Annotated in this window: 21 protein-coding genes; 20 read left to right on the top strand and 1 reads right to left on the bottom strand. The window is 71.7% G+C overall.

Features of this window, described 5'->3' with window-relative positions; translation table 11 throughout:
• Nucleotides 1-93: 93 nt before the first annotated feature.
• Nucleotides 94-2,460: a bifunctional salicylyl-CoA 5-hydroxylase/oxidoreductase gene (locus ACLIBK_RS15745; protein ID WP_415388232.1), complete on the bottom strand. Its 2,367-nt coding sequence runs from the start codon at nucleotides 2,458-2,460 to the stop codon at nucleotides 94-96.
• 133 nt (nucleotides 2,461-2,593) lie between these two features.
• On the opposite strand from ACLIBK_RS15745, the gene ACLIBK_RS15740 reads away from it, so the two are divergent.
• The 20 genes from ACLIBK_RS15740 (at nucleotide 2,594) to ACLIBK_RS15645 (ending at nucleotide 24,713) form a co-directional block, all read left to right on the top strand.
• A complete protein-coding gene (locus ACLIBK_RS15740; protein WP_415388231.1) occupies nucleotides 2,594-3,364 on the top strand; it encodes an SDR family NAD(P)-dependent oxidoreductase in 771 nt (256 codons plus the stop codon).
• Nucleotides 3,361-3,909 carry a MarR family winged helix-turn-helix transcriptional regulator gene (locus ACLIBK_RS15735; RefSeq protein ID WP_415388230.1) on the top strand — a complete coding sequence of 183 codons (549 nt, stop codon included), beginning with the start codon at nucleotides 3,361-3,363 and terminating at the stop codon, nucleotides 3,907-3,909. The genes ACLIBK_RS15740 and ACLIBK_RS15735 overlap by 4 nt, the downstream gene beginning before the upstream one ends.
• Nucleotides 3,906-4,385: a RidA family protein gene (locus tag ACLIBK_RS15730; protein ID WP_415388229.1), complete on the top strand. Its 480-nt coding sequence runs from the start codon at nucleotides 3,906-3,908 to the stop codon at nucleotides 4,383-4,385. Before ACLIBK_RS15735 ends, ACLIBK_RS15730 begins: the two co-directional genes overlap by 4 nt.
• Before the next feature lie 390 nt (nucleotides 4,386-4,775).
• Complete coding sequence (locus ACLIBK_RS15725; RefSeq protein WP_415388228.1) at nucleotides 4,776-6,926, top strand: thiamine pyrophosphate-dependent enzyme; 2,151 nt, start codon at nucleotides 4,776-4,778, stop codon at nucleotides 6,924-6,926.
• Nucleotides 6,927-6,936: 10 nt separating this feature from the next.
• Entirely contained in the window at nucleotides 6,937-8,535 is a 1,599-nt protein-coding gene (locus ACLIBK_RS15720; RefSeq protein WP_415388227.1) for an indolepyruvate oxidoreductase subunit beta family protein, read from the top strand.
• Between the two features lie 43 nt (nucleotides 8,536-8,578).
• Entirely contained in the window at nucleotides 8,579-9,358 is a 780-nt protein-coding gene (locus ACLIBK_RS15715) for a cyclase family protein (RefSeq protein WP_415388226.1), read from the top strand.
• Between the two features lie 7 nt (nucleotides 9,359-9,365).
• Complete coding sequence (locus ACLIBK_RS15710) at nucleotides 9,366-10,946, top strand: ATP-dependent acyl-CoA ligase (protein ID WP_415388225.1); 1,581 nt, start codon at nucleotides 9,366-9,368, stop codon at nucleotides 10,944-10,946.
• Entirely contained in the window at nucleotides 10,936-12,186 is a 1,251-nt protein-coding gene (locus tag ACLIBK_RS15705; protein ID WP_415388224.1) for a thiolase family protein, read from the top strand. Before ACLIBK_RS15710 ends, ACLIBK_RS15705 begins: the two co-directional genes overlap by 11 nt.
• On the top strand, nucleotides 12,183-12,485 hold the full coding sequence (locus ACLIBK_RS15700; protein ID WP_415388223.1) for a hypothetical protein: 303 nt from the start codon (nucleotides 12,183-12,185) through the stop codon (nucleotides 12,483-12,485). The genes ACLIBK_RS15705 and ACLIBK_RS15700 overlap by 4 nt, the downstream gene beginning before the upstream one ends.
• Nucleotides 12,482-12,988, top strand: a complete 507-nt coding sequence (locus tag ACLIBK_RS15695; protein ID WP_415388222.1) for a V4R domain-containing protein — start codon at nucleotides 12,482-12,484, stop codon at nucleotides 12,986-12,988. Before ACLIBK_RS15700 ends, ACLIBK_RS15695 begins: the two co-directional genes overlap by 4 nt.
• Before the next feature lie 154 nt (nucleotides 12,989-13,142).
• Nucleotides 13,143-14,654 (top strand): ABC transporter substrate-binding protein, encoded by a 1,512-nt coding sequence (locus tag ACLIBK_RS15690; RefSeq protein WP_415388221.1) that lies wholly within the window; start codon nucleotides 13,143-13,145, stop codon nucleotides 14,652-14,654.
• Nucleotides 14,655-14,666: 12 nt separating this feature from the next.
• Nucleotides 14,667-15,680, top strand: a complete 1,014-nt coding sequence (locus ACLIBK_RS15685) for an ABC transporter permease (protein ID WP_415388220.1) — start codon at nucleotides 14,667-14,669, stop codon at nucleotides 15,678-15,680.
• Entirely contained in the window at nucleotides 15,680-16,531 is an 852-nt protein-coding gene (locus tag ACLIBK_RS15680) for an ABC transporter permease (RefSeq protein WP_415388219.1), read from the top strand. Before ACLIBK_RS15685 ends, ACLIBK_RS15680 begins: the two co-directional genes overlap by 1 nt.
• 7 nt (nucleotides 16,532-16,538) lie before the next feature.
• A complete protein-coding gene (locus ACLIBK_RS15675) occupies nucleotides 16,539-18,389 on the top strand; it encodes a dipeptide ABC transporter ATP-binding protein (RefSeq protein WP_415388218.1) in 1,851 nt (616 codons plus the stop codon).
• Between the two features lie 318 nt (nucleotides 18,390-18,707).
• Nucleotides 18,708-20,099, top strand: coding sequence for an FAD-binding oxidoreductase (locus ACLIBK_RS15670; protein ID WP_415388217.1), 1,392 nt, complete (start codon nucleotides 18,708-18,710; stop codon nucleotides 20,097-20,099).
• Nucleotides 20,096-21,202 carry an LLM class flavin-dependent oxidoreductase gene (locus ACLIBK_RS15665; RefSeq protein WP_415388216.1) on the top strand — a complete coding sequence of 369 codons (1,107 nt, stop codon included), beginning with the start codon at nucleotides 20,096-20,098 and terminating at the stop codon, nucleotides 21,200-21,202. The genes ACLIBK_RS15670 and ACLIBK_RS15665 overlap by 4 nt, the downstream gene beginning before the upstream one ends.
• A 50-nt stretch (nucleotides 21,203-21,252) precedes the next feature.
• Entirely contained in the window at nucleotides 21,253-22,191 is a 939-nt protein-coding gene (locus ACLIBK_RS15660) for an ABC transporter substrate-binding protein (RefSeq protein WP_415388215.1), read from the top strand.
• 5 nt (nucleotides 22,192-22,196) lie between these two features.
• Nucleotides 22,197-23,006, top strand: a complete 810-nt coding sequence (locus tag ACLIBK_RS15655; RefSeq protein ID WP_415388214.1) for an ABC transporter ATP-binding protein — start codon at nucleotides 22,197-22,199, stop codon at nucleotides 23,004-23,006.
• The gene (locus ACLIBK_RS15650; RefSeq protein WP_415388213.1) at nucleotides 23,003-23,809 is read left to right on the top strand and encodes an ABC transporter permease; all 807 of its coding nucleotides are present in this window, start codon (nucleotides 23,003-23,005) and stop codon (nucleotides 23,807-23,809) included. Before ACLIBK_RS15655 ends, ACLIBK_RS15650 begins: the two co-directional genes overlap by 4 nt.
• Before the next feature lie 112 nt (nucleotides 23,810-23,921).
• On the top strand, nucleotides 23,922-24,713 hold the full coding sequence (locus ACLIBK_RS15645) for an alpha/beta fold hydrolase (protein WP_415388212.1): 792 nt from the start codon (nucleotides 23,922-23,924) through the stop codon (nucleotides 24,711-24,713).
• The last annotated feature ends 464 nt before the right edge of the window (nucleotides 24,714-25,177 follow it).

The following is a 25,177-nucleotide window of genomic DNA, read 5'->3' as shown; positions in this document are numbered from 1 at the left end:
GGCTGCCGCCGGGAATGGCGTTCCACCCGTGCCGAAGCGCGGCTGGTCCAGGGCGGTGGCGCCATTCCCGCGCCGCCACCACGCTCCGGCCTGTCAGGGTGTCGGCTCTTCCAGCACGGCGCTCACCGTGGCGGCGCGGCCGGCGTAGCTCTTGGGCTTCACGCGCTTGCGCAGGGCGGTCAGCTCTTCCCGCTCGCGGCGGAGCAGCACGGACTGGGCGTGCTGGCCGGGCTTGTAGGGCGGCGGGCAGTACTGGTCGTTCACCCCGTACCAGGCGGCGGCGCGCATGGTGAAGGCGGGATCGGTCAGGTGGCTGCGGCCCAGCGCCACGAGGTCGGCGCGGCCCGCGGCCAGGATGGTGTTCACCTGGTCGGCGGAGGAGATGTTGCCCACGCACATGGTGGCCAGACCGGTCTCGTTGCGGATCTGGTCGGCGAAGGGCGTCTGGTACATGCGGCCGAAGATCGGCTTGGCATCGTGCACGGTCTGGCCGGTGGACACGTCGATCAGGTCGCAGCCCGCGGCGGCGAAGGCGCGCGCCACTTCCACCGCATCCGCCGCGGTCAGCCCGCCCTCGGCCCAGTCCGTGGCGGAGATGCGCACCGACATCGGCCGCTCCGCCGGCCAGGCGGCGCGCATGGCGCGGAACACTTCCAGCGGGAAGCGCAGGCGGTTCTCCAGGCTGCCGCCGTATTCGTCAGACCGGCGGTTGGTCAGCGGCGACACGAAGGAGGCCAGCAGGTAGCCGTGGGCGCAGTGCATCTCCAGCATGTCGAAGCCGGCGCGCGCGGCGCGTTCCGTGGCCTGCACGAAATGGGCGACCACTTCCGCCATCTGCTCACAGGATAGCTCACGCGGCACCGGCCCATCCGGCCAGTACGGCAGGGGGGAGGCGGAGACGGTGTCCCAGTTGTCCTCCTCCAGGGGGCGGTCCATGCCCTCCCACATCAGCTTGGTGCTGCCCTTGCGCCCGGCATGGCCGAGCTGGAGGCAGATCTTCGCCCGCGAATTGGCGTGCACGAAATCCACCACGCGCTTCCAGGCGGCCTCGTGCGCATCGTTGTAGAGGCCGGCGCAGCCCTTGGTGATGCGGGCCAGCGGGTCCACCGCCGTCATCTCGGTGAAGATCAGCCCCGCGCCGCCCACCGCGCGGCCGCCGAGATGCACCATGTGCCAATCGTTGGGCAGGCCGTCGGTGGCGGTGTACATGCACATCGGTGACATCACGACGCGGTTGTCCAGCACCATGTCGCGCAGGCGGAAGGGCTGGAACATCGGCGGCGCCTCGGGACGCGGGGTGGCGCCGGCGACGTTGCGCGGCACCTCCGCCGCGAAGCGCCGGGTCACGGCCTCCACGAAGTCCGGGGCGCGCAGGGCCAGGTTGTCGTAGGTAATGGCGCGCGCGCGGGTCATCAGCCCGAAGGAGAAGAAGAGCGGGTCGAAGTTCCAGAAGCGCCGGACGTGCTCGAACCACACCAGGGAGATGTCGGCGGCGTGCTGGGTCTTCTCCACGTCCAGCCGGCGGTCGCGCTCGAAGCTGGTCAGGGCATCGGGGACGGAGGGTTCCGCGGCGGGCTGGGCGCGGAAGGCTTCGAACAGGGCGATGGCGTCCTCCATGGCCAGCTTGGTGCCGGAGCCGATGGAGAAATGCGCGGTGGCCTTGGCGTCGCCCAGCAGGACGATGTTGTCCTTCACCCAGCGCTCGTTGCGGATCATCGGGAAGTTGCGCCAGATGGAACGATTGGTGATCAGGGGGTGCCCCCCGAGCTCCTCGGCGAAGATCCCTTCCAGGAAACGGGCGGATTCTTCCTCGCTCATGCTGTCCAGCCCGCAGGCGGCGAAGCACTCGGGATCAGTCTCGATCACCCAGGTCGAGCGGCCCGGCTCGTACTGGTAGCAATGGGCGATGAAGATGCCCTGCGGGGTTTCCTTGAAGAAGAAGGTGAAGGCGTCGAAGGGGCGGGTGGAGCCGAGCCAGACGAACTTGTTGCGCCGCAGGTCGGTGCGCGGCCGGAAGTGTTCGGCGTGCCGCGCCCGCACGGCGCTGTTGATGCCGTCAGCGGCGACGATCAGGTCGCTGCCGGCCAGCTCCTCCTCGGAGGTTTCCGTGCCGAAGCGCATCTCCACGCCCAGGGCGCCGGCGCGGTGCTGCAGCAGGCTGAGCAGCGTCTGACGCGAGCAGCCGCAGAAGCCGTTGCCGCCGATGCGGAAGCTCTCGCCCTTGAAGTTGACCTCCACGTCGTCCCAGTAGGCGAAGTGGTCGGTGATGGCCCGAAAACTGGGCTCGTCGTACTTCTCGAAGGTTTCCAGCGTCTGGTCGGAGAACACCACGCCGAAGCCGAAAGTGTCGTCGGCGTGGTTGCGCTCATACACCGTGATGGCGTCCGCCGGGCGCGCCTTCTTCATGAGGATGGCGAAATACAGCCCGGCCGGGCCGCCCCCGATGATCGAGATCCGCATGATCAGGCCCAGCTCCCAGTTGCGGGGGGCTTCCCGAAGGTGGGAAGCAGCGGCCGGCGCGTGGTTGCCGGCGTGCAGGCATTTTAAGCTTGAAGGATATGGCGCGGTCAATCATTCTGCGCGCACCGGGGCGATGGGGTTGGGATTTTTGCAGGGACGGCATGCGATCGTAACCGGCGGCGGGCGCGGCATCGGCCGCGCGGTGGCTGCCGCCCTGGCCCGCGACGGCGCGACCGTAACGGTTCTGGGCCGCACCGAGGCCTCGCTACGCGAGGCGGTGGCGGCGGGGGATGCCGCGGCCGCCGAGGTTGCCGATGTCACCGACGAGGCCGCGCTGCGCGCCGCGATCACCCGCGCCGTGGAACAACGCGGGCCGGTGGCGATCCTGGTCAACAATGCCGGCGGCGCTTCCAGCCAGCCCTTCGCGCGCACGGGGGCGGATGAGTTCCGGCGCATGCTGGAGCTGAACCTCATGGGCTGCGTCCATGGTTGCCAGGCCGTGCTGCCTTCCATGCTGGAAGCGGGCTACGGGCGGATCGTCAACGTCGCCTCCACCGCCGGGCTGAAGGGCTATCCCTACGTGTCCGCCTACGTGGCGGCCAAGCACGCGGTGGTGGGGCTGACACGCGCCCTGGCGCAGGAAACGGCGCGGGCCGGGGTGACGGTGAACGCGGTGTGCCCGGGCTTCACCGACACCGACCTGGTGGCCGAGAGCGTGGCGCGCATCACCGCCGCCACCGGGCGCTCGGCGGAAGCGGCGCGGGACAGCCTGGCGCGGAGCAACCCGCAGGGCCGGCTGGTGCGGCCGGAGGAAGTGGCGGACGGCGTGGCCTTCTTGTGCCGGGCCTCGTCGGGCGCCATGACGGGGCTGTGCCTGCCCGTGGCCGGCGGAGAAGTGCCATGACCGGCCGCGATGCCCTGGCCCCCGTGCTGGACGCCGAAACCAAGGTGGGCGAAGCCCCCGAACACCACGTGCAGGAGCTGCGCCTGTGGCTACGGCTGCTGACCTGCACCAACCTGATCGAGTCCGAGGTGCGCCGCCGGCTGCGGGTCGAGTTCGACATGACCCTGCCGCGCTTCGACTTCCTGGCGCAGCTGGACCGGATGCGCGACGGCATGACGCTGGGGCAGCTGAGCCGGCGCATGATGGTCAGCAACGGCAATGTCACCCTGGTGGCGGAGAAGCTGGAAGCCGAGGGGCTGATCACCCGCAGCGTGTCCGCCACCGACCGCCGGGTGGTGCTGGTGCAGATGACCGCCGCCGGCCGCCGGCTGTTCCGCAAGGTGGCCGCCGCCCATGCCGGCTGGCTGGGCGAGTTGCTGGGCGGAATGCGGGCCAGCGAGATGCAGGACGCGCTGTCCGTGCTGGCCTGCGCCAAGGAATCCATCCGCCAGGCCCAGGAGCGCGCCGCCGCCCGGGACCCCGCGGACGAGGCGGCCGCGCCGTGAGCCTGCCTTCCTCCATCGAGACCAGCCAGGAGAAACTGCCCGTGACCGCCATGCAGGTCGCCCGCCCCCCCACCCCGGCCGGGCACCGCCAGCTGCTGCCCGAGGGCTGGCCGGCGCCGCGGGGCTACGCGCACGGCGTGCTGGCCACCGGGCCCACCGTGTTCCTGGGCGGGCAGATCGGCTGGAACGAGCACGGCATCTTTGCCGAGGGCTTCGTGCCGCAGGTGCGGCAGGCGCTGCTGAACATCCGCGACGTGCTGCGCGAAGCCGGGGCCGGGCCGGAGCACCTGTGCCGGCTGACCTGGTACGTGGTGGACGTGGCGGAATACCGCCGCAGCCTGAAGCCGCTGGGTGCCGCCTACCGCGAGGTGCTGGGGCTGAACTTCCCCGCCATGACGCTGGTGGGCGTGACCACCTTGGTGGAGGAAAAGGCGCTGGTGGAGATCGAGGCCACGGCGGTGCTGCCGCAGCCCTGAGCGCGGCGGGCCAATGGTTTGATCCGCGGGGGCAAGGAAGGCCGGGGGAGTGAACTCCCCCGGTCCCCCTCCTTCTTTCGGGAGTAAAAGTGCGTCGGTGGCCACGGGCACACCCGCAAACTCCCGAAAATAGAAGGGGGTCCGGGGGGATACTTCCCCCCGGCTTGCTGTTTCCTGTTCTGCAACAGCCGGGAAGTTTAAGCTTGAAATGTATTCCGGTCCGGCCCGGAAGGCGCTAAGGTCAGACACACGGCCGCACAAGAGCCGACGCTGGATCGCACGGTCGTTGTTTTTCATCGGGCCCATCCGCTGGGCCCCTGTTCCGCCCCAGAGCCCGCCCACACGGCTGCCCTGACGGCAACACCACGGGCGTGCGTAGCGAGGGAAGCGATGGCTGAGAGATCATTCGCGAACGAGGTCCAGCAGCTGAAGCTGGGCGCCGGCGAGGAGTTCCGCGGCGAGGGCATCCTGGCCGTCACCAAGGCGCTGCTGGAAGCCGGGGTGGGCTACGTCGCGGGCTACCAGGGCTCGCCGATCTCGCACCTGATGGACGTGCTGGCCGACGCCCGGGAAACCCTGGACGAGATGGGCGTGCACTTCGAGAGCAGCGCCAGCGAGGCCACCGCCGCCGCGACGCTGGCAGCCTCGGTGATGTACCCGATCCGCGGCGCGGTGACCTGGAAGTCCACCGCCGGCACCAACGTCGCCTCCGACGCGCTGGCCAACCTGTCCTCCGGCGGGGTGACCGGCGGCGCGCTGATCATCCTGGGCGAGGATTACGGCGAAGGCTCCTCCATCATGCAGGAGCGCTCGCACGCCTACGCCATGAAGTCGCAGATGTGGCTGCTGGACCCGCGGCCCAACCTGCCCTCCATCGTCAAGGCGGTGAAGGACGGGTTCGAGCTGTCGGAGGCGTCCAATACGCCGGTCATGCTGGAACTGCGCATCCGGGCGTGCCACGTGCACGGCCGCTTCACCTGCGCCGACAACAAGCCGCCGGCCTTCACGCTGAAGCAGGCGCTGGAAGCGCCGCAGCGCGACGTCAACCGCATCGTGCTGCCGCCGGCGGCCTACAAGCACGAGAAGGAGAAGCTGGAGCAGCGCTGGCCCGCGGCGCAGCGCTTCATCCGGGAGCGCCAGCTGAACGAGTTCTTCCGCGGCGCGCACGAGGAGGTCGGCATCATCCTGCAGGGCGGGATGTACAACGGCGTGATGCGGGCGCTGCAGCAGCTCGGCCTGGCCGACCTGTGGGGCGAAACGCAGATCCCGCTCTACGTGCTCAACGTCACCTATCCGCTGGTGGACACGGAGGTGGTGGAGTTCTGCCGCGACAAGACGGCGGTGATCGTGGTGGAGGAGGGGCAGCCCGACTTCATCGAGCAGAACCTGCACAGCATCCTGCGCAAGGCCGGGATCCACACGCCGCTGCGGGGCAAGGACCTGCTGCCGATGGGCGGCGAATACACCACCGCCGTGCTGGCCGAGGGGCTGCGCGGCTTCCTGCGCGACCACCTGCCCGCCGCCCTGCCGGCCGAGGCGCGCGCGCCGAACCGTCCGGCCGGCGTGCCGGAGGAGCTGCGGGCGCCGCTGGACGCCGCGGTGCCGGCGCGGCCGGCGGGCTTCTGCACGGGCTGTCCGGAGCGGCCGATCTTCGCCGGCATGACGCTGGCGCAGAAGGATCTGGGCCAGCACCACGTCGCCTGCGACATCGGCTGCCACCTGTTCTCCATCCTGCCGCCGTTCAACCTGGGCGCCACCACCATGGGCTACGGGTTGGGGCCAGCCTCGAACTCGGCGTTCAACGTGGACGCGGGGAAGCGATCGATCGCGGTGATGGGCGACGGCGGCTTCTGGCACAACGGGTTGACCAGCGGCATCGGCAACGCCGTCTTCAATAAAAGCGACGGGGTGATCGTGGTGGTGGACAACCACTACGCCGCCGCCACCGGCGGGCAGGACATCCTGTCCTCGCGCGCCGACAACGCCAACCGCAGCACCAAGCACCCGATCGAGGCGGCGCTGCGCGGCATCGGCGTGGACTGGGTGCGGCGGATCGACCGCACCTACGACGTGGCCAAGGTGCGCGACACGCTGAAGGAAGCGCTGACCACGGCGGTGAAGGGACCGAAGGTCATCATCGCGTCGTCGGAATGCATGCTGAACAAGCAGCGCCGCATCAAGCCGCTGGTGAGCAAGGCGCTGAAGGCCGGCAAGCGCGTGGTGCGCGAGCGCTTCGGGGTGGACGAGGACGTCTGCACCGGCGACCACGCCTGCATCCGCCTGTCCGGCTGCCCGTCGCTGAGCATGCGCCACACCGAGGACCCGCTGCGCAGCGACCCGGTGGCCCATATCGACCAGAGCTGCGTCGGCTGCGGCAATTGCGGCGAGGTGGCGGAGGCCGCGGTGCTGTGTCCCTCCTTCTACCGGGCCGACCTGATCCAGAACCCGACGCGGCGCGACCTGTGGCAGGCGCGCTTCCGCAACGCGGTGATCGGATGGCTGCAGCGCCGCCGCGACGCCGGCCGCGTCGTGCCGGCCTGAGGCCGCCGCGATGGGGGTGATGGAGGCGACGCGCACGCGCTCGATCAACGTCGCCGTGCTGGCCATGGGCGGCCAGGGCGGCGGCGTGCTGGTGGACTGGATCGTGTCACTGGCCGAGGCAGGCGGGTACTACGCGCAGTCCACCGCCGTGCCGGGCGTGGCCCAGCGCACCGGCGCCACGATCTACTACCTGGAGATGGTGGAGCTGGGCGAGCGGCGGCGCGGGCAGACGCCGGTGCTGGCGCTGACCCCTACCCCCGGCGAGCTGGACGTGGTGATCGGCGCCGAGCTGATGGAGGCCGGGCGCGCGATGCAGCGCGGGCTGGTGACGCCGGACCGCACCACGCTGATCGCCTCGGCGCACCGGGCCTACGCGGTGGACGAGAAGTCGGTGCCCGGCGACGGCGCCGCCGACAACACCCCCGTGTACCAGGCGGGTGCGGCGGCCTCGCGCCGCTTCGTGTGCTTCGACATGGCCGCGCTGGCCGAGCGCAGCGGCAGCGTGGTGTCCGCCGTGCTGTTCGGCGCGCTGGCCGCCACGGAATCCCTGCCCTTCCCGCGCGCCGCCTTCGAGGACACGATCCGCCGCGCCGGCGTCGGCGTGGAGGCCAGCCTGCGCGCCTTCGCGCTGGGCTTCGACGGCACCCTGGCCGGGGCCGCGGGCGGCGGCGAGGGCAAGGTCAGCGGGCCGGTGGGCGAGAAGCGCCTGCCGGACCTGTCGCCGATCGGGCATGCGGGCTTCGACGCGCTGCTGGGACGGATCGGGCGCGATTTCCCGGCGGCAGCGCAGCCGATGCTGGTCGCGGGCCTGCGCAAGGTGGTGGACTTCCAAGACCTGCGCTACGGCGCCGAGTATCTCGACCGGGTGGCGGAGTTCGCGCGGCTGGACGGAACCGCGGCGGGGGCGCCGCTGACGCTGGCGGCGGCCAAGCATGTGGCCAACGCCATGGCCTACGACGACGTGATCCGCGTGGCCGACCTCAAGACCCGCGCCAGCCGCTTCGAGCGCGTCCGGCGCGAGCAGAAGGCCAAGCCGGACCAGATCGTCTACACCACCGAGTTCATGCATCCGCGGCTGGAGGAGGTCGCGGGTTCCCTGCCCGCGCCGGTCGGCCGCTTCATCGAGGGTTCGCCGAACCTGTCGCGGCTGCTGGACCGCTGGATCAACCGCGGCCGTCGGGTGCGCACGGGCACGGTGCGCTGGTTCGTGCCGCTCTGGGTGATCGGCGGGATGCGCCGGGTCCGCCGCGGCACGCTGCGCCACGCGCGCGAGGTGGCGCACATGCAGGCCTGGCTGGACCACGCCCGGCGCGTGGCGCCGACCGACCCGGCCCTGGCGGCGCAGGTGCTGGAATGCCGCCGGCTGATCAAGGGCTACAGCGACACCCACGCCCGCGGCACCGGCAAGTTCGACCGCGTGGTGGCGATGGCGGTGCGGCTGGAAGGCCGCACGGATGCCGCCGACTGGGTGCGGCGCCTGCGCGAAGCGGCGCTGCGCGACGAGGAAGGCAAGGCGCTGGGCCAGGCTATCGCCACGATCGAGAGCTTCCTGCCCACCGACGGCGGCGCGCGCGCCGTGCCGGCCCCTGCCCCTGCCCCCTTGGCCTGACCCTCACCCCTCCCGAACCCCAGCCCGGAGAACCGCCGTTCCCATGCCCAGCAACCTCCTCGCGCAGCTCGCCGGTGCCCTGTCCTCGGGGGCCGTGCGGGTGGTGGACCTGTCGCAGCCGCTGGGGCCGGACACGCCGGTCATCGCGCTGCCGCCGATGTTCGGGCAGTCGCTGCCCTTCTCCAGCGAGCTGATCTCGCACTACGACGACCGCGGCCCGGCCTGGGCCTGGAGCAACATCACGCTGGGCGAGCACACGGGGACGCATTTCGACGCGCCCGTGCACTGGGTGTCCGGCAAGGACCAGCCCAACAACGCGCTGGACACGATCGGCGCGGAGCGGCTGGTGGCGCCGGCCTGCGTGCTGGACTTTTCCGCCGAATGCGCCGCCGACCCGGATTTCCTGCTGACGCCCGAGCACATCCAAGCGTGGGAAGCGAAGCACGGCCGGATCGAGGCGGGGTCCTGGGTGCTGCTGCGCTCGGGCTGGGGCCAGCGCGAGGGCGACGCCTTCCTCAACATGTCCGAGGACGGCTCGCACACCCCCGGGCCCTCGCCGGACGCGGTGCGCTTCCTGGTGGAACAGCGCGACGCCATCGGCTTCGGCACGGAATGCGTCGGCACCGATGCCGGGCAGGCGCACGGCTTCACCCCGCCCTTCCCCAGCCACACCATGATGCACGGCGCCAACAAGTTCGGGCTGGCCAGCCTGACCAACCTCGACCAGCTGCCGCCCAAGGGCGCCATCCTGATCACCCCGCCGCTGAAGATCGTCGGCGGCACGGGCAGCCCCTGCCGCGTGCTGGCGCTGGTGGAAGGCTGAGCCGCGGATGATGGTCCCGCCGCCCGCCGCGGAGCGCACCCTGCCGGCCATCCTGCGCCGGCAGGCCGCCGCCCACGGCGACGCGCCGCTGCTGGTGGCGGGCGAGGTGCGCTGGAGCGTGCGCGACGCGCTGAGCATCGCGGAGCGCTTCGGCGGCACGCTGATGGCGGCGGGCATCCGGCGCGGCGACCGGGTGGCGCTGCTGTGTTCCAACCGCGCCGAGTTCCTGCAGGTGGTGCTGGGCTGCGGCTGGATCGGCGCCGTCTGCGTGCCGATCAACACCGCCTGCCGCGGCGCGCAGCTGCAGCACGTGCTGGACAATTCCGGCGCCCGTCTGCTGGTGGCCGAGGCCGGGCCGATGCGCGCCGCCGCCGCGCTGGAACGGCGGCCCGAGACTCTGGAACGGGTCTGGCTGATCGGCGACGCGGCGGAAGCGCCGGCCGAGCTGGCGCACGAGCCGCTGCCGCCGCTGGGCGAGGCGGTGCCGGCGGCGCCGGTGGGGCCGGGCGACCTGTTCGCCATCCTGTACACGTCGGGCACCACCGGCCTGAGCAAGGGCGTGTGCTGCCCGCACGCGCAGTACGTGTGGTGGGGGTTGCACACCGGCCGCATCCTGGGGCTGCGGCCGGACGACGTGCTGCTGACCAGCCTGCCGCTGTTCCACACCAACGCGCTGAACAGCTTCTTCCAGGCGCTGATCTTCGGCGTGCCGCTGGTGGTGGAAGGGCGCTTCTCCGCCTCCGGCCACTGGCCGGCGGTGACGCGGCACGGCGCCACGGTGGGCTACCTGCTGGGGGCGATGGTGCCGATCCTGCTGTCGCGCGAAGCCTCGGCGGCCGACCGCGCGCACCGGTTGCGCATCGCGCTGGCGCCTGGCGTGCCGGCGCGCTTCCAGCAGGCCTTCGCCGAGCGCTTCGGCTTCGGGCTGCTGGACGGCTACGGTTCCACCGAGACCAACTTCGTGATTGCCGAGGAGCACGACGCTCCCGGCCAGGGGTCCATGGGCCGGGTGCAGCCCGGCTTCCAGGCGCGCGTGGTGGACGAGAACGACGAAGCGGTGCCGGACGGCGAGCCGGGCGAGCTGGTGCTGCGGGCGGACGAGCCCTTCTCCTTCGCGTCGGGCTATTTCGGCATGCCCGAGAAGACGGTGGAGGCCTGGCGCAACCTGTGGTTCCACTCCGGCGACCGCGTGGTGCGCGACCCCGACGGGCGCTTCCGCTTCCTGGACCGCATGAAGGACGCGATCCGCCGCCGCGGCGAGAACGTGTCCGCCTTCGAGGTGGAGCAGGTGCTGCTGGCGCATCCGGCGGTGGCCAATGCCGCGGTGTTCCCGGTGGTGTCGGAACTGGCGGAGGACGAGGTCGCGGCGGCGATCGTGCTGCACGACGGCGCGGTTCTGCAGCCGGAGGAGCTGATCCATTTCTGCGCCCCCCGGATGCCCTACTTCGCCGTGCCGCGCTTCCTGGAGTTCACCGACACCCTGCCGATGACGGAGAACGGCAAGGTGCGGAAGTTCGTCCTGCGCGAGCGCGGCATCACCGCGGCGTCCTGGGACCGCGAGCGGGCGGGCGTCACCGTTGCCCGGTGATCCCCCGGGCCGCGATAGCGGCTCCACCCCGGGCCGCGGCAGCGGCTCCGGTCCGGGGCACGACGGTGGTGCGGGCGCGGACCGCGGCGGCAGCACCGGCGCGGGCCGCTTCGCCGGGGTCGGGCTGATCGGCGCGGCCGAGGTGCCCTATCGCCGCCGGCCCGAGGGCGTGGACACGCCGGGGCTGCTGGCGGCGGCCTTCACGGCGGCGCTGCGCGATGCCGGCGTGGCGCACGGCGAGGTGGACGGTCTGGCCGTGTCCTCCTTCACCCTGAGCCCGGACCACGCCATCGACCTGGGCTGGAAACTGGGGCTGACGTTGCGCTGGTGCATGGACGACGCGCTGGGCGGGGCTTCCGGGATCAACATGATCCAGCACGCCGCCCGCGCCATCCAGGCGGGGGATGCCAACGTCGTCGCGGTGGTGTCGGGCGACCATTTCGGGCCGGGCGACTTCGCCGGGTTGGTGGACAACTACAACCGCACCACGCGCGACCACCTGGCGCCGCTGCGCTTCGGCGGGCCCAATGCCCCCTTCGCCATGCTGACGCAGCGGCACATGCGCGCGCACGGGCTGGAACGGGCCGATTACGGCGCGCTGTGCATGGCGCAGCGTCGCTGGGCTGCCGGCAATCCGGGGGCGGTGTACCGCGCGCCGCTGACGCTGGAGGAATACCTGTCGGACCGCATCGTGGCCGACCCGCTCTGCCGCTTCGACTGCGTGCCCGTGGTGTCCGGCGCCGACGCCGTGGTGCTGGCGCGCGGCGAGGACGGCATCCGCATCCGCGCGCTGCGCTGCCGCTACAACCCGGACCATGGGGAGGGCGACGGTTTGTCCACCGGGCTGGCCGGGCTGGCGCGCGAGTTCTGGGCGGAGGCGGGGGTCGGGCCGGAGGCGGTGGACCTCGCCAGCATCTACGACGACTACCCGGTGATGGTGCTGGCGCAACTCGCCGATCTCGGCTTCGCGCCGGATGGCGACGTGCGGCGGCTGCTCCACGAGCGCATCGCCACGGGGGCGCTGCCGGTGAACACCTCCGGCGGGCAGCTCTCGGCCGGGCAGGCCGGGGCGGCGGCGGGGCTGCACGGCGTGGTGGAGGCGGTGCAGCAGCTGCGCAACCGGGCGGGGGCGCGGCAGGTACCGGGCGCACGGCTGGCGCTGGCGGCGGGCTACGGCATGGTGCAGTACCGCTACGGCATGTGCGCCAACGCCGCGCTGCTGGAAGCCCCCGCGGCATGAGCGTTCCGGTGATGCGCTGCGACCGCTGCGGCCAGACCTGCTATCCCGCGCGGCTGCTGTGCTTCCGCTGCGGCCACGACGGCTGGACGGCGCTGCCCTGCGAGACCGGCGTGGTGGAGGAATGCACCACCCTGCCCGGCCGCGACGATCAGGCGCCGCTGGTGCTGGCCAGCATCCGCAGCGCGCTGGGGCCGGTGATGGTGGCGCGGCTGCCCGCGGTGCTGCCGCGCGGGACGCCCGTGCGGCTCCGCCCCGGCGAAGCGCGATCGGTGCTGGCGGAAAAGGGCGAGGACGCGTGACGGGCTTTCGGAACAGGCTGCAGTTCGACGCCGCGCGCGGCGAGTACCGCGACGGCGCGATCCGCTACATGATGCTGCGGCACGACGCGCTGATGGGGCTGTTCGCCCGGCTGCCGGAGGCCGAGCGGCTGGCGGCGCTGGACGCGTTGGGCGCTTCCGTGCGCGAGTTCGGCGGCCGTTCGGTGGAAAGCTACCGCGCCGCCGGCGCCGACGACGCCGCGCGCATGATGGACACCATCGCCGCCACCGCGCCGGAACTGGGCTGGGGCATCTGGCGCTTTTCCCGCGAGGGCGAAGCGCTGGTGCTGGCCGTAGAGAACAGCCCCTTCGCCGCCGGCATCGGGACCAGCGCGCATCCGGTCTGCCACGCGATCGTCGGGATGCTCACGGCGCTCGGGCCGATCCTGCTGGGAAAGCCGGCCAGCGTGGAGGAAACGCAGTGCGCTGCCGTGGCCGGCGGCAGCACCTGCCGCTTTCGCATGCAGGCGACGGTGGGAAATTGAAACCGGACCCCACGGGGAAATTATTTTAAGCTTGCAGTATCGCGTGGGTCCCATAGGCTCGCGCGCTGTTGCAGCCGCGGCGGATGCGCGGGGGGCGGCCCATGGCGGGCCGCTTCCGCGAGCTGCGCGTTCGGAAAGCCAGGAGAGCGCCACGATGCCCCTTTCCCGCCGCCACCTCCTCGGGGGCACCGCGCTGGCGATGGCCGGGCTGCCACGGCCGGGCCGCGCCGCGGCGGACGCGATCACCATTGCCTGGCCCAACGACGTCACGTCGTGGGACCCCAACCTGCGCTACGTCCCGGACGTGCAGTCGATCTTCAAGGCGGTGTTCGACCAGCCGATCATGCAGGCGCCCGACCTGCGGCTGATCCCCGGCCTGCTGACCAAGTGGGAACTGGCGCCGGACGCGATGAGCATGGCGGTGGAGCTGCGCGACGACGTGCGCTTCCACGACGGCAGCCGCATGACGGCCGACGACTTCCGCTTCACCTTCTTCGACCGCACCCGGCCCGGCCAGGGGCTGGACATCGTCACCTCCTGGCGCAAGGTCAGCGACATCGAGGTGGTGTCGCCGACGCGGGCGGTGATGCGCTTCTCCTCCGCGGCACCGACGGCGCCGGAGTGGATGGCCTTCATGGGCTCCTACATCGTGCCCAAGAACTACGTCTCCTCGGTGGGCGCGCAGGAATTCGGCCGCAAGCCGATCGGCACCGGGCCCTACCGGCTGGCCGAGTACGAGATGAACAGCCGCATGGTGCTGGAGCGCAACGAGAACTACTGGGGGCCCAAGGCCAAGATCGGCCGCGTCACCATCCAGGTGGTGAAGGACCCCTCGGCGCGCGTGGCGGCGATCCAGTCCGGCCAGGTGGACATGACCACCAACGTGCCGATCCGCGAGGTGGCGCGGCTGAACCGCGTGTCCGGGCTGGTGGCGGAAGCCAACCCGGCGACGCGGGTGATCCTGGTGCATTGCCGCAATGACCGCGGCTTCGCCGACCCGCGCGTGCGGCTGGCGGCGCACCACGCCATCGACAAGGCGGCGCTGTCGCAGGCCTTCTTCGGCGGCGCGGCGCGGCCGCTGTCGGTGTTCGCGACGCCGGGCTCGCCGGGCGACGTGCCGGATTTCCGCTTCCCCTTCGACATCGACAAGGCGAAGGCCTTGCTGGCCGAGGCGGGCTTCGGCCCGGACAAGCCGGCGCGGGTCGGCTTCGCCACCACCAACGGGCATTTCCCCGGCGACTACGACATCGCGCGCGCCATGGTGCAGATGTGGAAGCGCGTCGGCATCGAGGCCGACCTGCAGGTGATCGAGTACGCCAAGTACTTCGAGCTGAACCGCGGCGGCCAGTTGCCGGAGCTGACGCTGTATGCCTGGGAAAACGCCACGGCCGACCCGGAAATCTACATCGGCTACATGATGAACCCGAACATGGCCTTCTCGCCCTCCAAGGACCCCGAGATCGGCCGCCGCACGCTGGCGCTGTTCGACACCGCGAACTACGAGGAGCGCATCGCCGGCTACCGCCGCCTGGAACAGGACGCGGTGGAGCAGGGCCTGTCGTTGCCGCTGCTGCAGAGCGTGGTGACCGTGGTGCGCAAGCGCGAGCTCGGCTACGAGAAGTACGGCAACGGCTGGCTGCTGCCGCAATCCATGACCTGGGGCTGAGGGAGCACGCGCGTGGGGGGCATTCCCGGCCTGCTGCTGCGCCGCTTCCTGGTGGCGGTGCCGATCCTGCTGGCGGTGTCGGTGCTGCTGTTCTGCGTGCTGCGCGTCTTGCCGCTGGACCCGGCGGTGATGTCCCTGCCCCCCACCGCCACCACGGCGGAGATCGCCGCCAAGCGGGTGGAGATGGGGCTGGACCTGCCGCTGGTGCAGCAATACGGCATCTGGCTGAACCACGTGCTGCAGGGGGATTTCGGGACCTCCGTGCAGTACCGGCGCGAGGCCGGGGCGGTGGTGCTGCAGGTGCTGCCGGCGACGATCGAGCTGGCGCTGCTGGCGATGGTCTTCGCCACGGTGCTGGGGCTGGGTGGCGGGCTGCTGCTGTTCTACTTCCGTGGTGGCGCGGCGGAGGCCGCGGGCGACGTCGGTGCCATCCTGACCATGTCGGTGCCGGAATTCCTCTGGGCGCTGCTGTTCCTGCTCGCCTTCGGCGTGCTGTGGCCGGTGCTGCCCTTCGTGGGGCGGATGAGCGCCGGCATGGTGCCGCCCGGGCCCACCGGCTTCCTGCTGCTGGACGCGGTGCTGGCCGGCGACATGGCGCTGCTGGACAACGTGCTGCAGCACCTGCTGCTGCCGGCGGGCGCCATGGGGCTGGCCTTCGCGCCGCCGCTGATGCGGGTGCTGCGCTCCTCGCTGCTGGACGCTTACAACGAGGACTACATCCGCCTGGCGCGGTTGCGCGGGTTGAGCGAGCGCCGCGTGCTGGTGTCGCATGCGCTGAAGAACGCCATCCTGCCGACGCTGACGCTGATGGGCGTGCAGTTCGGCTTCCTGTTCGGCGGCACCATGCTGGTTGAGGTGATCTACTCCTATCCCGGCCTGGGCAACCTGATGGTGGACGCCGTGCGCAACGTGGACCTGCCGATCATCCAGGCGGTCAGCCTGACCTACTGCGTCACCGTGCTGCTGATCAACACGGTGGTGGACGGCGCCTACCTCGCGCTCGACCCGCGCTTAGGGGGGCGCTGATGCTACGCCGCGCGCTGCGCTCACCCCGCGTGGTGGTGGGGCTGATCGCCGTGTTCCTCGTGCTGGGCTGCGCGCTGCTGGCGCCCTGGGTGGCGCCGCACGACCCGTCCGAGCAGGACCTGCTGGCGATGCTGCTGCCGCCGGCCTGGGTGGATGGCGGCAACCCCGCCTATCCGCTGGGCACGGACAGCCTGGGCCGCTGCATCCTGTCGCGGCTGCTGTGGGGCGCGCGGGTGGCCATGGCGGTGGCGGTGCTGGCGACGCTGGGGGCGATGCTGCTGGGCACGATCCTGGCGCACCTGGCGGGCTATCTCGGCGGCGTCGTGGACTGGGTGGTGGGCCGCGCCGTGGATATCTGGATGAGCTTCCCGCCGGTGATCCTGAGCCTGATCCTGATGGTCGGGCTGGGCGTGGGCACGGACAAGCTGGTGCTGGCGATCATCCTGGTGGACTGGACGCGCTTCTGCCGCGTGTTGCGCTCGGAGGTGATGGTGGTGGCGCGGCGCGACCACGTGGCCGCCGCGCGGCTGCTGGGCTTCGGCCACACCCGCACCCTGGTGGGGGAGGTGCTGCCCTCCACCCTGCCGCTGCTGCTGACGCTGATCAGCCTGGAGATGGGCATCGCCGTGATCGCGGAAGCCGTGCTGTCCTTCGTCGGGCTGGGCGTGTCGGCCAGCCATGCGGCCTGGGGGCAGATGATCGCCGACGGCCGCAGCGACGTGGTGGAGGCGCCCTGGGCGGTGCTGTTCCCGATGGCCGCGATCTTCGTCACTGTGGCCGGCTTCAACCTGCTGGGCGACGGGTTGCGCCGCACCCTGGACGTGCGGCTGCTGGGCCGCGAGGGAGCCTGAGCGCGCCATGACCGAACTCCTCGCGGTGCGCGATCTGTCGCTCGCCATCGGGCGCGACGGTTCCGCGGCCAGCGTGCTGAAGGACCTCAGCTTCACCCTGCCGGAAGGGCGCGTGCTCGGGCTGGTGGGGGAATCCGGCGCCGGCAAGTCGATGATCGGCCGCGTCATCGCCGGCGACCTGCCGCCGGGGTTCCGGATCACCGGCGGCGAGTTGCGCTTCCGCGGGCGCGACATGCTGGCGGCGACGCCGGCGCAGCGGCGCGGCTGGATGGGGCGCGAGATCGCCTTCATCCCGCAGGAGCCGCAATCGGCGCTGAACCCGGTGCGCTCGGTCGGCAGCCAGTTCGACGAGCACCTGCGCCACCTCGGGCTGCGCTCGGCCACGGATCGCCGGGCGCGGATGCTGGCGCTGCTGGAATCCGTGCACCTCGCGCGCGGCGAGGAGCTGCTGGGGCGCTACCCGCACCAGCTCTCGGGCGGCATGTGCCAGCGCGTGCTGATCGCCATGGCCTTCGCCGGCGAGCCGCGGCTGGTGGTGGCGGACGAGCCGACCACGGCGCTGGACGTCACCGTGCAGTCGCGCATCGTGGAGGTGCTGGCGGAGTTGCAGGCGCGGCACGGCACGGGGGTGATCTTCATCACCCACGACCTGCGGCTGGCCGGCCAGGTCTGCGACGAGATCCTGGTGCTCTACGCCGGCCGCCCGGTGGAGCACGGCGCGGCGGCGGAGGTGCTGGGTGCGCCGCAGCACCCCTACACGCGCTGCCTGCTGCTGGCCAACCCGCCGGTGCGCGGCCCGGCGCGGGCGCTGTTCACCCTGCCCGACCAGATGCCGGGGGTGCGGAGTCTCGCCACCCTGGCCGGCTGCCGCTTCGCCGCGCGCTGCCCGGTGGCGCAGCCGGACTGCGCCCGGGTGGAGCCGCCGCTGAGTGAGCCGCGGCAGCCCGGCCACGCCGTCGCCTGCCTGCACCCCGACAGCACGCCGCGCATCCAGCCGCCCGCGCTGGTGCCGTACCGCGTCGTCGCCGCGGCCGCCGGCACCCGGCCGGTGCTGGAGGTGACGGGGCTGAGCAAGCACTACCCCGCACGATCAGGGCTGTTCCGCCACGGCGCCGGGACGGTGGCGCTGCACCCCGCCAGCTTCACCGTGGGCGAGGGCGAGTTCCTCGGCGTGGTGGGCGAGAGCGGCAGCGGCAAGAGCACCGTCGCCCGACTGGTGGTGGGGCTGGAACCGCCCAGCGCCGGGCGCATCGTGCTGGACGGGGTGGACGTGTCGGCCATGTCCGGGGCCACGCGGGCGCACCGCGCGCGCGCCACGCAGATGGTGTTCCAGAACCCGCAATCCGCGCTGAACCCGCGCCGCCGGGTCGGCCGCATCGTCACCCAGGCGCTGGAAGTGGTGCCCGGCGACGGCACGCCGCGGCAGCAGCGGGCGCGCGAGCTGCTGGCCGCGGTGGGCCTGGGCGCCGACACCGGCGAGCGCTTCCCCTTCCAGCTCTCGGGCGGGCAGCGGCAGCGCGTCAACATCGCCCGCGCGCTGTGCGTGCTGCCGCGGCTGCTGGTGGCGGACGAGATCGCCTCGGGCCTGGACGTGTCGGTGCAGGCGCAGCTGCTGGCGCTGCTGCTGCGGCTGCGCGAGGAGCTGGGCTTCGCCATGCTGTTCATCTCGCACGACCTGTCCGTGGTGCGGCACCTGTGCGACCGCGTGCTGGTGATGCAGGGCGGCGTGATCGTGGAGGAAGGGCGCACCGCCGACGTGTTCGCCCAGCCGCAGCACCCCTACACGCGCCGCCTGCTGGATGCCGTGCCGCCGGACGAGCCGGTGCGGCGCCCGCTGGCCGCGGCCACGGCTGCCTGATGCGGCCGGCATGATGGTTGGACCCGTGCCAACGGCGAACGACTCCGGGAAGGGGAGAAGGGACTTCTCCCCTTCCCGGACCCTTCCCCTCATCCTTTTTCGGGAGGCTGCCGCAGTCCGGTGGCGCGGTGGGGCGCGCCGGAGGGCTCAGCCCTCCGGCGATGGCGGCCTTCCGCCCGCGACAGCGGTGCTCTCCGCGCCACGTTCCCGCGGCCCTGCGGCAGCCTCCCGAAAAAGGATGAGGGAGGTCGGGAGGGAGAAGCCTCTTCTCCCTCCCGGGCTACCCGACCGACGCCGCTCTTCGCACGAGGCACCGCCATGCTGACCGTCCCGGACGAGCGGCCCGTCGTCGCCGCGCTGCGGGAAGCGCTGCCCCCCGGCGCGCTGCGCACCGGCGAGGAGATCCCGGCGCGCAACGCGCAGGACTGGTCCGGCCTGCCCCCCGTGCGGCCGCTGGCGCTGTTGCTGCCGACCTCGACGGAGGAGGTGTCGGCGGCGCTGCGCATCTGCCACGCGCACGAACAGCCGGTGGTGCCGCAAGGCGGGCTGACCGGGTTGTCCGGCGGCGCGCACCCGGTGGAGGCCTGCGTCGCCCTGTCGCTGGAGCGCATGAGCGGCGTGGAGGAGGTGGACGCCGCCGCCGCCACCCTGACCGCGCTGGCCGGGACGCCGCTGGAGCGGGTGCACGAGGCGGCGGAGGCGGCGGGCTTCTCCTGCGGCATCGACCTCGGGGCGCGCGGCAGCTGCTCGATCGGCGGCAACATCGCCACCAATGCCGGCGGCAACACCGTGCTGCGCTACGGCATGGCGCGGCAGAACGTGCGCGGGCTGGAGGTGGTGCTGCCCGACGGCACGGTGGTGCGCTCGCTCAACAAGCTGATCAAGAACAACGCGGGCTTCGACTGGACCCAGCTGTTCATCGGCAGCGAGGGTACGCTGGGCGTGGTGACGCGGGTGGTGTTGGGGCTGCACCCGCGCGTCGCGGACCGCGCCGCGGCGATGTGCGCGGTGCCCGATTTCGGCACGGCGCTGCGCGTGCTGCGGCGGCTGGAGGCGATGCTGCCCGGCCGCCTGCTGGCCTTCGAGGCGATGTGGGACGACTTCTGGCACTACGCCACCGTGCTGGCCGGCGTGCCCGCGCCGATGCCGCTGACCGCGCCCCTGGCGCTGCTGATCGAGGTGTCGCGCGCCGCGGGCGAGGAGGACGTGCTGGAGAACGCGCTGGGCACGCTGTTCGAGGAAGGATTGCTGGCCGACGCCGTGATCAGCAAGTCCGAGGCGGAGCGCCGCGCCTTCTGGGCGGTGCGCGAGAGCCCGGCGGAATACCCGCGCATCCTGCCGGGCCTGCTGCCCTTCGACGTGTCGGTGCCGCTGGCCGACATGGAGGCCGCGGTGGCGGAGCTGCGCGCGGTGCTGGCGGCGCGCTGGCCGGGCGCCACGGCGGTGTTCTACGGCCACGTCGCCGACAGCAACCTGCACCTGGTGGTGGGACCCGCCCCCGACGGGCGCTCGCCCAAGGGCGTGCTGGAGGACGAGCTCTACGCCGTGGTGGCGCGCTACGGCGGCTCGGTGTCGGCCGAGCACGGCATCGGCCTGCTCAAGCGCGCCTACCTTCCGCTGTCGCGGCAGCCGGAGGAGCTGGCGCTGATGGCCACGATCAAGCGGGCGCTCGACCCGCGCAACATCCTGAACCCCGGAAAAGTTCTGTGAACGCTGCCACGCCCCCTGTGCACCTGCTGCGCGGCCCCAACCGCTTCAAGCTCGGCATCTTCTCCACCAACGCCGACGGTGGGCTGACGCTGACCAAGGTGCCGGAGCGCTGGCCGGCCGACTGGGAGGGCATCGTCGCCGTCGCGCAGATGGCCGACCGCGCGGGGATCGAGTTCCTGCTGCCGATCGCGCGCTGGAAGGGCTTCGGCGGCGAGCTGAACAGCCGCGAGCATTCCTTCGAAACGTTGACCTTCGCCGCGGCTCTGGCGGGGGTGACGGAGCGGATCGGGCTGTTCTCCACCGTGCACGTGCCGCTGGTGCACCCGGTCTTCGCCGCCAAGGCGCTGGCCACGGTGGACCACGCCTCGAAGGGGCGCGCCGGGCTGAACGTGGTGTGCGGCTGGAACCCGGAGGAATTCGCGGTGTTCGGCCTGCCGATGATCGAGGACCGCTACGGCCAGGGGCGGGAATGGATGGAGATCATCTCCCGCATCTACAGCGAGGCCGAACCCTTCGACTATCACGGCCAGTACTACCAGCTGACCGGCGTGTCCGGCCGCCCGCGCCCCTTGCAGCGCCCGCAGCCGGTGACGCTGAACGCCGGCTTTTCGCCGCCGGGGCGCGACTTCGCCGCGCGCTCCATGGATTTCCTGTTCACCACCTTCAACGACATCGAGTCCGGCCGCGGCCAGGTGGAGGACATGCGCGTCCGCGCGGCGGCGCAGGGGCGCGAGGTGGGCGTCTTCACCACCTGCCACGTGGTGTGCCGGCCGACCCAGGCGGAGGCCGAGGACTACTACGAGCACTACGCCGTGCGGATGGCGGATACCGTTAGCGTAGACCGCTACACCAGCGCCAAGGAGAAGTTCTCTGGCTCGCACGACCCGGAAACCTACAAGCGCCACCGCAAGCGCTTCGCCGCGGGTGCCGGCACCTATCCGCTGGTGGGCACGCCGCGCCACATCGCCGAGGAGATGGTGCGCATGAGCGAGGCGGGCTTCGCTGGCACCACCATGAGCTTCGTGAATTTTCGGGACGAGTTGCCCTACGTGATCGAAGAGGTACTGCCGCTGCTGCGCGAGGCCGGTCTGCGCGACGGCTGAATTATTGCTTGCACCGTGAATCCCTGAACCCCGAACGGAGGAACTCCCCGATGACGCTGCCCCCACTGTCGCGCCGAGGCCTCCTCGGGGCGGGACTCGCCGCCACCGCCCTGCCCTTCGCGGCGGGCGCGCAGACCCGCCCGCCGATCATCGGCGTGGGCGCCGACCCGGCCTATACGCCCTTCTTCCTGGCCGGGCGCGAGAAGATGTTCGAGGCGGACGGCATCAACCTGACCATGCAGTCCTTCGCCGATGGCGGCGAGGCGCTGAACGCGCTGGTGGCGCAGCAGGTGGACCTGAGCTGTGGCGCCGAGCCCACGACCATGATCCGCCTGGCGCGGGCCGAGCTACGGCCGCTGGCAATCTACGAGCAGTCCGGCCGCTACCTGAAGCTGGTGGCGCGGCGCGAGATCACCGCGCCGGGGATGATCCGCAAGTTCGGCATCGTGGCCGGCACGGTCAGCGAGTATTCCACCGGCCTGACCATCCGCAAGTTCGGCATCGACCCGGCTTCCGTGCAGTTCGTCCGCTCCGGCCCCCCGGAACTGCCGGCGCTGCTGGCGCGCGGCGACGTGGACGCCTATTTCGCCTGGGAACCCTGGCCGACCATGGGCGTGCGTCAGGGCGGCCACGTGCTGCTGACCAGCGGCGACGTGGGCTACACCTACACCATGTGGCTGACCGCGGCGGCGCCCTGGCTGGAGCGCAACGCCGACCTGGCGCGCAACATGCTCAAGACGCTGGCGCGATCCTGCGACATCGTGCGCGCCGATCCCAACCGGGCGGCGGCGGCGGTGCAGGCCATGGCGCGCATCCCGACCGCGCAGACCATGTCCTTCCTGGGCGACGTGGAATGCCAGGTGCGCGACTTCACTCCGGCCGACCTGGAAAGTTACGACATGATCGCGGACTTCCTGGCGGAGCAGAAGATCACCCCGACGCGGGTGGATTATCGCCGCTCCCTGCAACTCGGCTTCTTCAAGGCCTGAGCGCGATGCCGGAGGGGGCTTCCATCACGCTGGAAGGGGTCGGCCTGACCCTGGGCGGCCAGGAGATCGTGGCCGGCGTGGAGCTGGACATCGCCTCCGGCGAGTTCGTTTGCCTGCTGGGGCCCAGCGGCTGCGGCAAGTCCACCCTGCTCAACGCCATTGCCGGCTTCCAGCCGGTGACGGGCAGCATCCGGGTGGGCGGCCGGCCCGTCACGGGTCCGGGCATCGACCGCGGCGTGGTGTTCCAGAGCTCCGAGGCGCTGTTTCCCTGGCTGACGGTGCGGGAGAACGTGGAATACGGCCCGCGGCTACGCGGCGTGCCCGCTCGCGCCCGAGCAGAAGCCGCGGCGCATCACCTGGCGCTGGTGGGGCTGTCGCACGCCGCCGACAAGTTCCCCGAGGAACTCTCGGGCGGCATGCGGCAGCGCGCGCAGATCGCCCGCGTGCTGGTGAACGAGCCGTCGGTGGTGCTGATGGACGAGCCCTTCGGCGCGCTGGACGCCCAGACGCGCGAGGTGCTGCAGCGCGAGCTGGACCGCATCTGGCGCGCCACGCGCTGCACCATCGTGTTCGTCACGCACGACATCTGGGAGGCGATCCTGCTGGCCGACCGGGTGGTGACCATGACCGCGGGGCCGCGCGCCGGGATCAAGACGGTGGAGCGCATCGCCCTGCCGCACCCGCGCGACACCGCCGACCCCGCGACGCTGGCGCTGTATCGCACGCTGCGCGACGACATCGGCGCCGAGGTCAGCCGCACCCTGCGCGCCCAGGGCCTGGTGCAGGAGGCGCCCGAGACGGCGACCGCGGCATGACGGAAGCGGTGCAGGAGATCCCACGTATCAAGCCGGCAGGACGGCGGCGAGCGGGCTTCGGGCGCTTCGGCTTGGCGGCGCTGTCCATCCTGGGCGGGCTGGTGCTGTGGCAGGTGGTCAGCAGCCGCACCTCGCCGCTGTTCCTGCCCTCGCCGGCCGATACCTGGGCGGCGCTGCTGGAACTGGCCGAGGACGGCACGCTGCTGACCTCCGTGCTGGCCTCCGCCGCGCGCATCGCCGCGGGCTGGGGCCTGGGCGTGCTGGTGGGCATTCCGCTGGGCGTGTTCATGGGGCGCTTCGCGGTGGTGCGGCAGCTGCTGGACCCCTATATCGAGTTCTTCCGCTTCATCCCGCCCATCGCCTTCGTGACGCTGGCGGTGATCTGGCTGGGGCCGGGCGAGCTCTCCAAGGTCGCGCTGATCTTCTACACCACCGTGTTCATCGTCACGCTCAACACCATCGCCGGCGTGCAGGCGGTGAACCCGCTGCGGCTGCGCGCCGCGGCCTCGCTGGGTGCGGGGCCGATGCGGATGCTGACCACGGTGATCCTGCCCTCCACCGTGCCCTTCATGATCACCGGCGCTCGCATCGCCATGGGCAATTCCTTCTTGACCGTGGTGTCGGCCGAGATCGTGGCGGCGCAGGAAGGGCTGGGGGCGCTGATCTGGACGGCGCGCAACTACGCCCGCACGGAATGGGTCTTCGTGGGCATCATCGTGCTGGGGCTGCTGGGCTACTCCTTCGACCGCGTGCTGCGCTTCGTGGCGGGGCGGCTGCTGGGCCGCTACGGCGTGAAGCTGTGAAGCGGCGAGGCGCGGCGGCCAGACGCGGATGACGTGGGAGCCTTTCGCGGGCGCCGTGTTGCCGGGCCCGGTTCCGGCCGGTCCGGATTCAGCCTACCCCGGCAGCATTGCCGTGGCGGACCACCAAGTGGCCGGGCGGGATGGCAGCCTCTTCGCACGCTCCTGGTGCCCGGACGGCCGCTCGCTGGGCGCGGATCCGGTGCTGGTGCTGGGGCACGACTCGCTGGGTTGCGTGGAGTTGTGGCGCGACTTTCCCGGCCGGCTGGCGACGGCGCTGGGGCTGCCGGTGGTGGCCTATGACCGGCTGGGCTTCGGGCGGTCGGACCCGCATCCCGGGACGCTGCCGCTGGACTTCATGCGCGACGAGACGGCGGCGGGGCTGCGGCCGCTCTGCGCGGGACTGGGCATCGCGCGTGCCATTCCCTTCGGTCACAGCGCCGTCGGCGCCATGTCGGTCGGGCTGGCCGCCCAGCAGCCCGAGCTCTGCGTAGCGGTGGTGACGGAGGCGGCGCAGGTCTTCGTGGAAGACCGCACTCTGGACGGCATCCGCGCGGCGGAGGTCGCCTTTCGCGACCCCGGGCAGTTCGGGCGGCTGGTGCGCTACCACGGCGACAAGGCGCGCTGGGTGCTGGACGCCTGGACCCGGACCTGGCTGTCGCCCCGCTTCGCGCCCTGGAACGCGGAGGCGGAGCTGCGACGGGTGCGCTGCCCCGTGCTGGCGATCCATGGCGACAACGACGAGTACGGCTCGACGCGCCACCCCGAGCGCATCGCGGCGCTGGTTTCCGGGCCGGCCCGGCAGCTGCTGCTGGAGGGCTGCAGCCACGTGCCGCATCGCGAGCAGCCGGAGGTGGTGCTGCGAGGCTTGGCCGGGTTCCTGGCGCCGCTGTTGCCGATAGGCTGACGGGGAAGCTTGCCCCGGGAGGGGGAGAAAGAATTCTCCCCCTCCCGGACCCTCCCCCTCATCTTCTTTTCGGGGCCGCTGCCGCAGCCGGGGTGGAGACGTTGGGCGCGCCGGAGGGCTCAGCCCTCCGGCGACTGCGGCGTCGACACGCGCCAACAATTTGGCTTCTTCTCAGTCATTTGCAGCGATGCTGCCTACCCAGCCGCGGCAGCTCCCGAAAAAAGATGAGGGTGGGTCCGGGAGGGAGAATTCCTTCTCCCTCCCGGCGGCCACGTGCGCCGCTCATACCGGCGAGCGGATGAACTGACTCGGATGTGAGTTTCAGTTCGCTAGAGCAGATCCCGAGCGAACCGAATCAGAGGGCTTGCCCGGCTCGGGGGCAATCTGATTCAAGCTGCTGGCTGGGGTTGGAGGCCAGCGGCGATGGCGAAGACCTTGTCGGAGGACCTGCGTGGCCGAGTGAT

Source organism: Roseomonas sp. BN140053 (genome assembly GCF_047690175.1).
Lineage (GTDB): Bacteria > Pseudomonadota > Alphaproteobacteria > Acetobacterales > Acetobacteraceae > Roseomonas.
The sequence above is the reverse complement of the archived record's forward strand: the minus strand, read 5'-3'. Positions and strand labels throughout refer to the sequence as shown.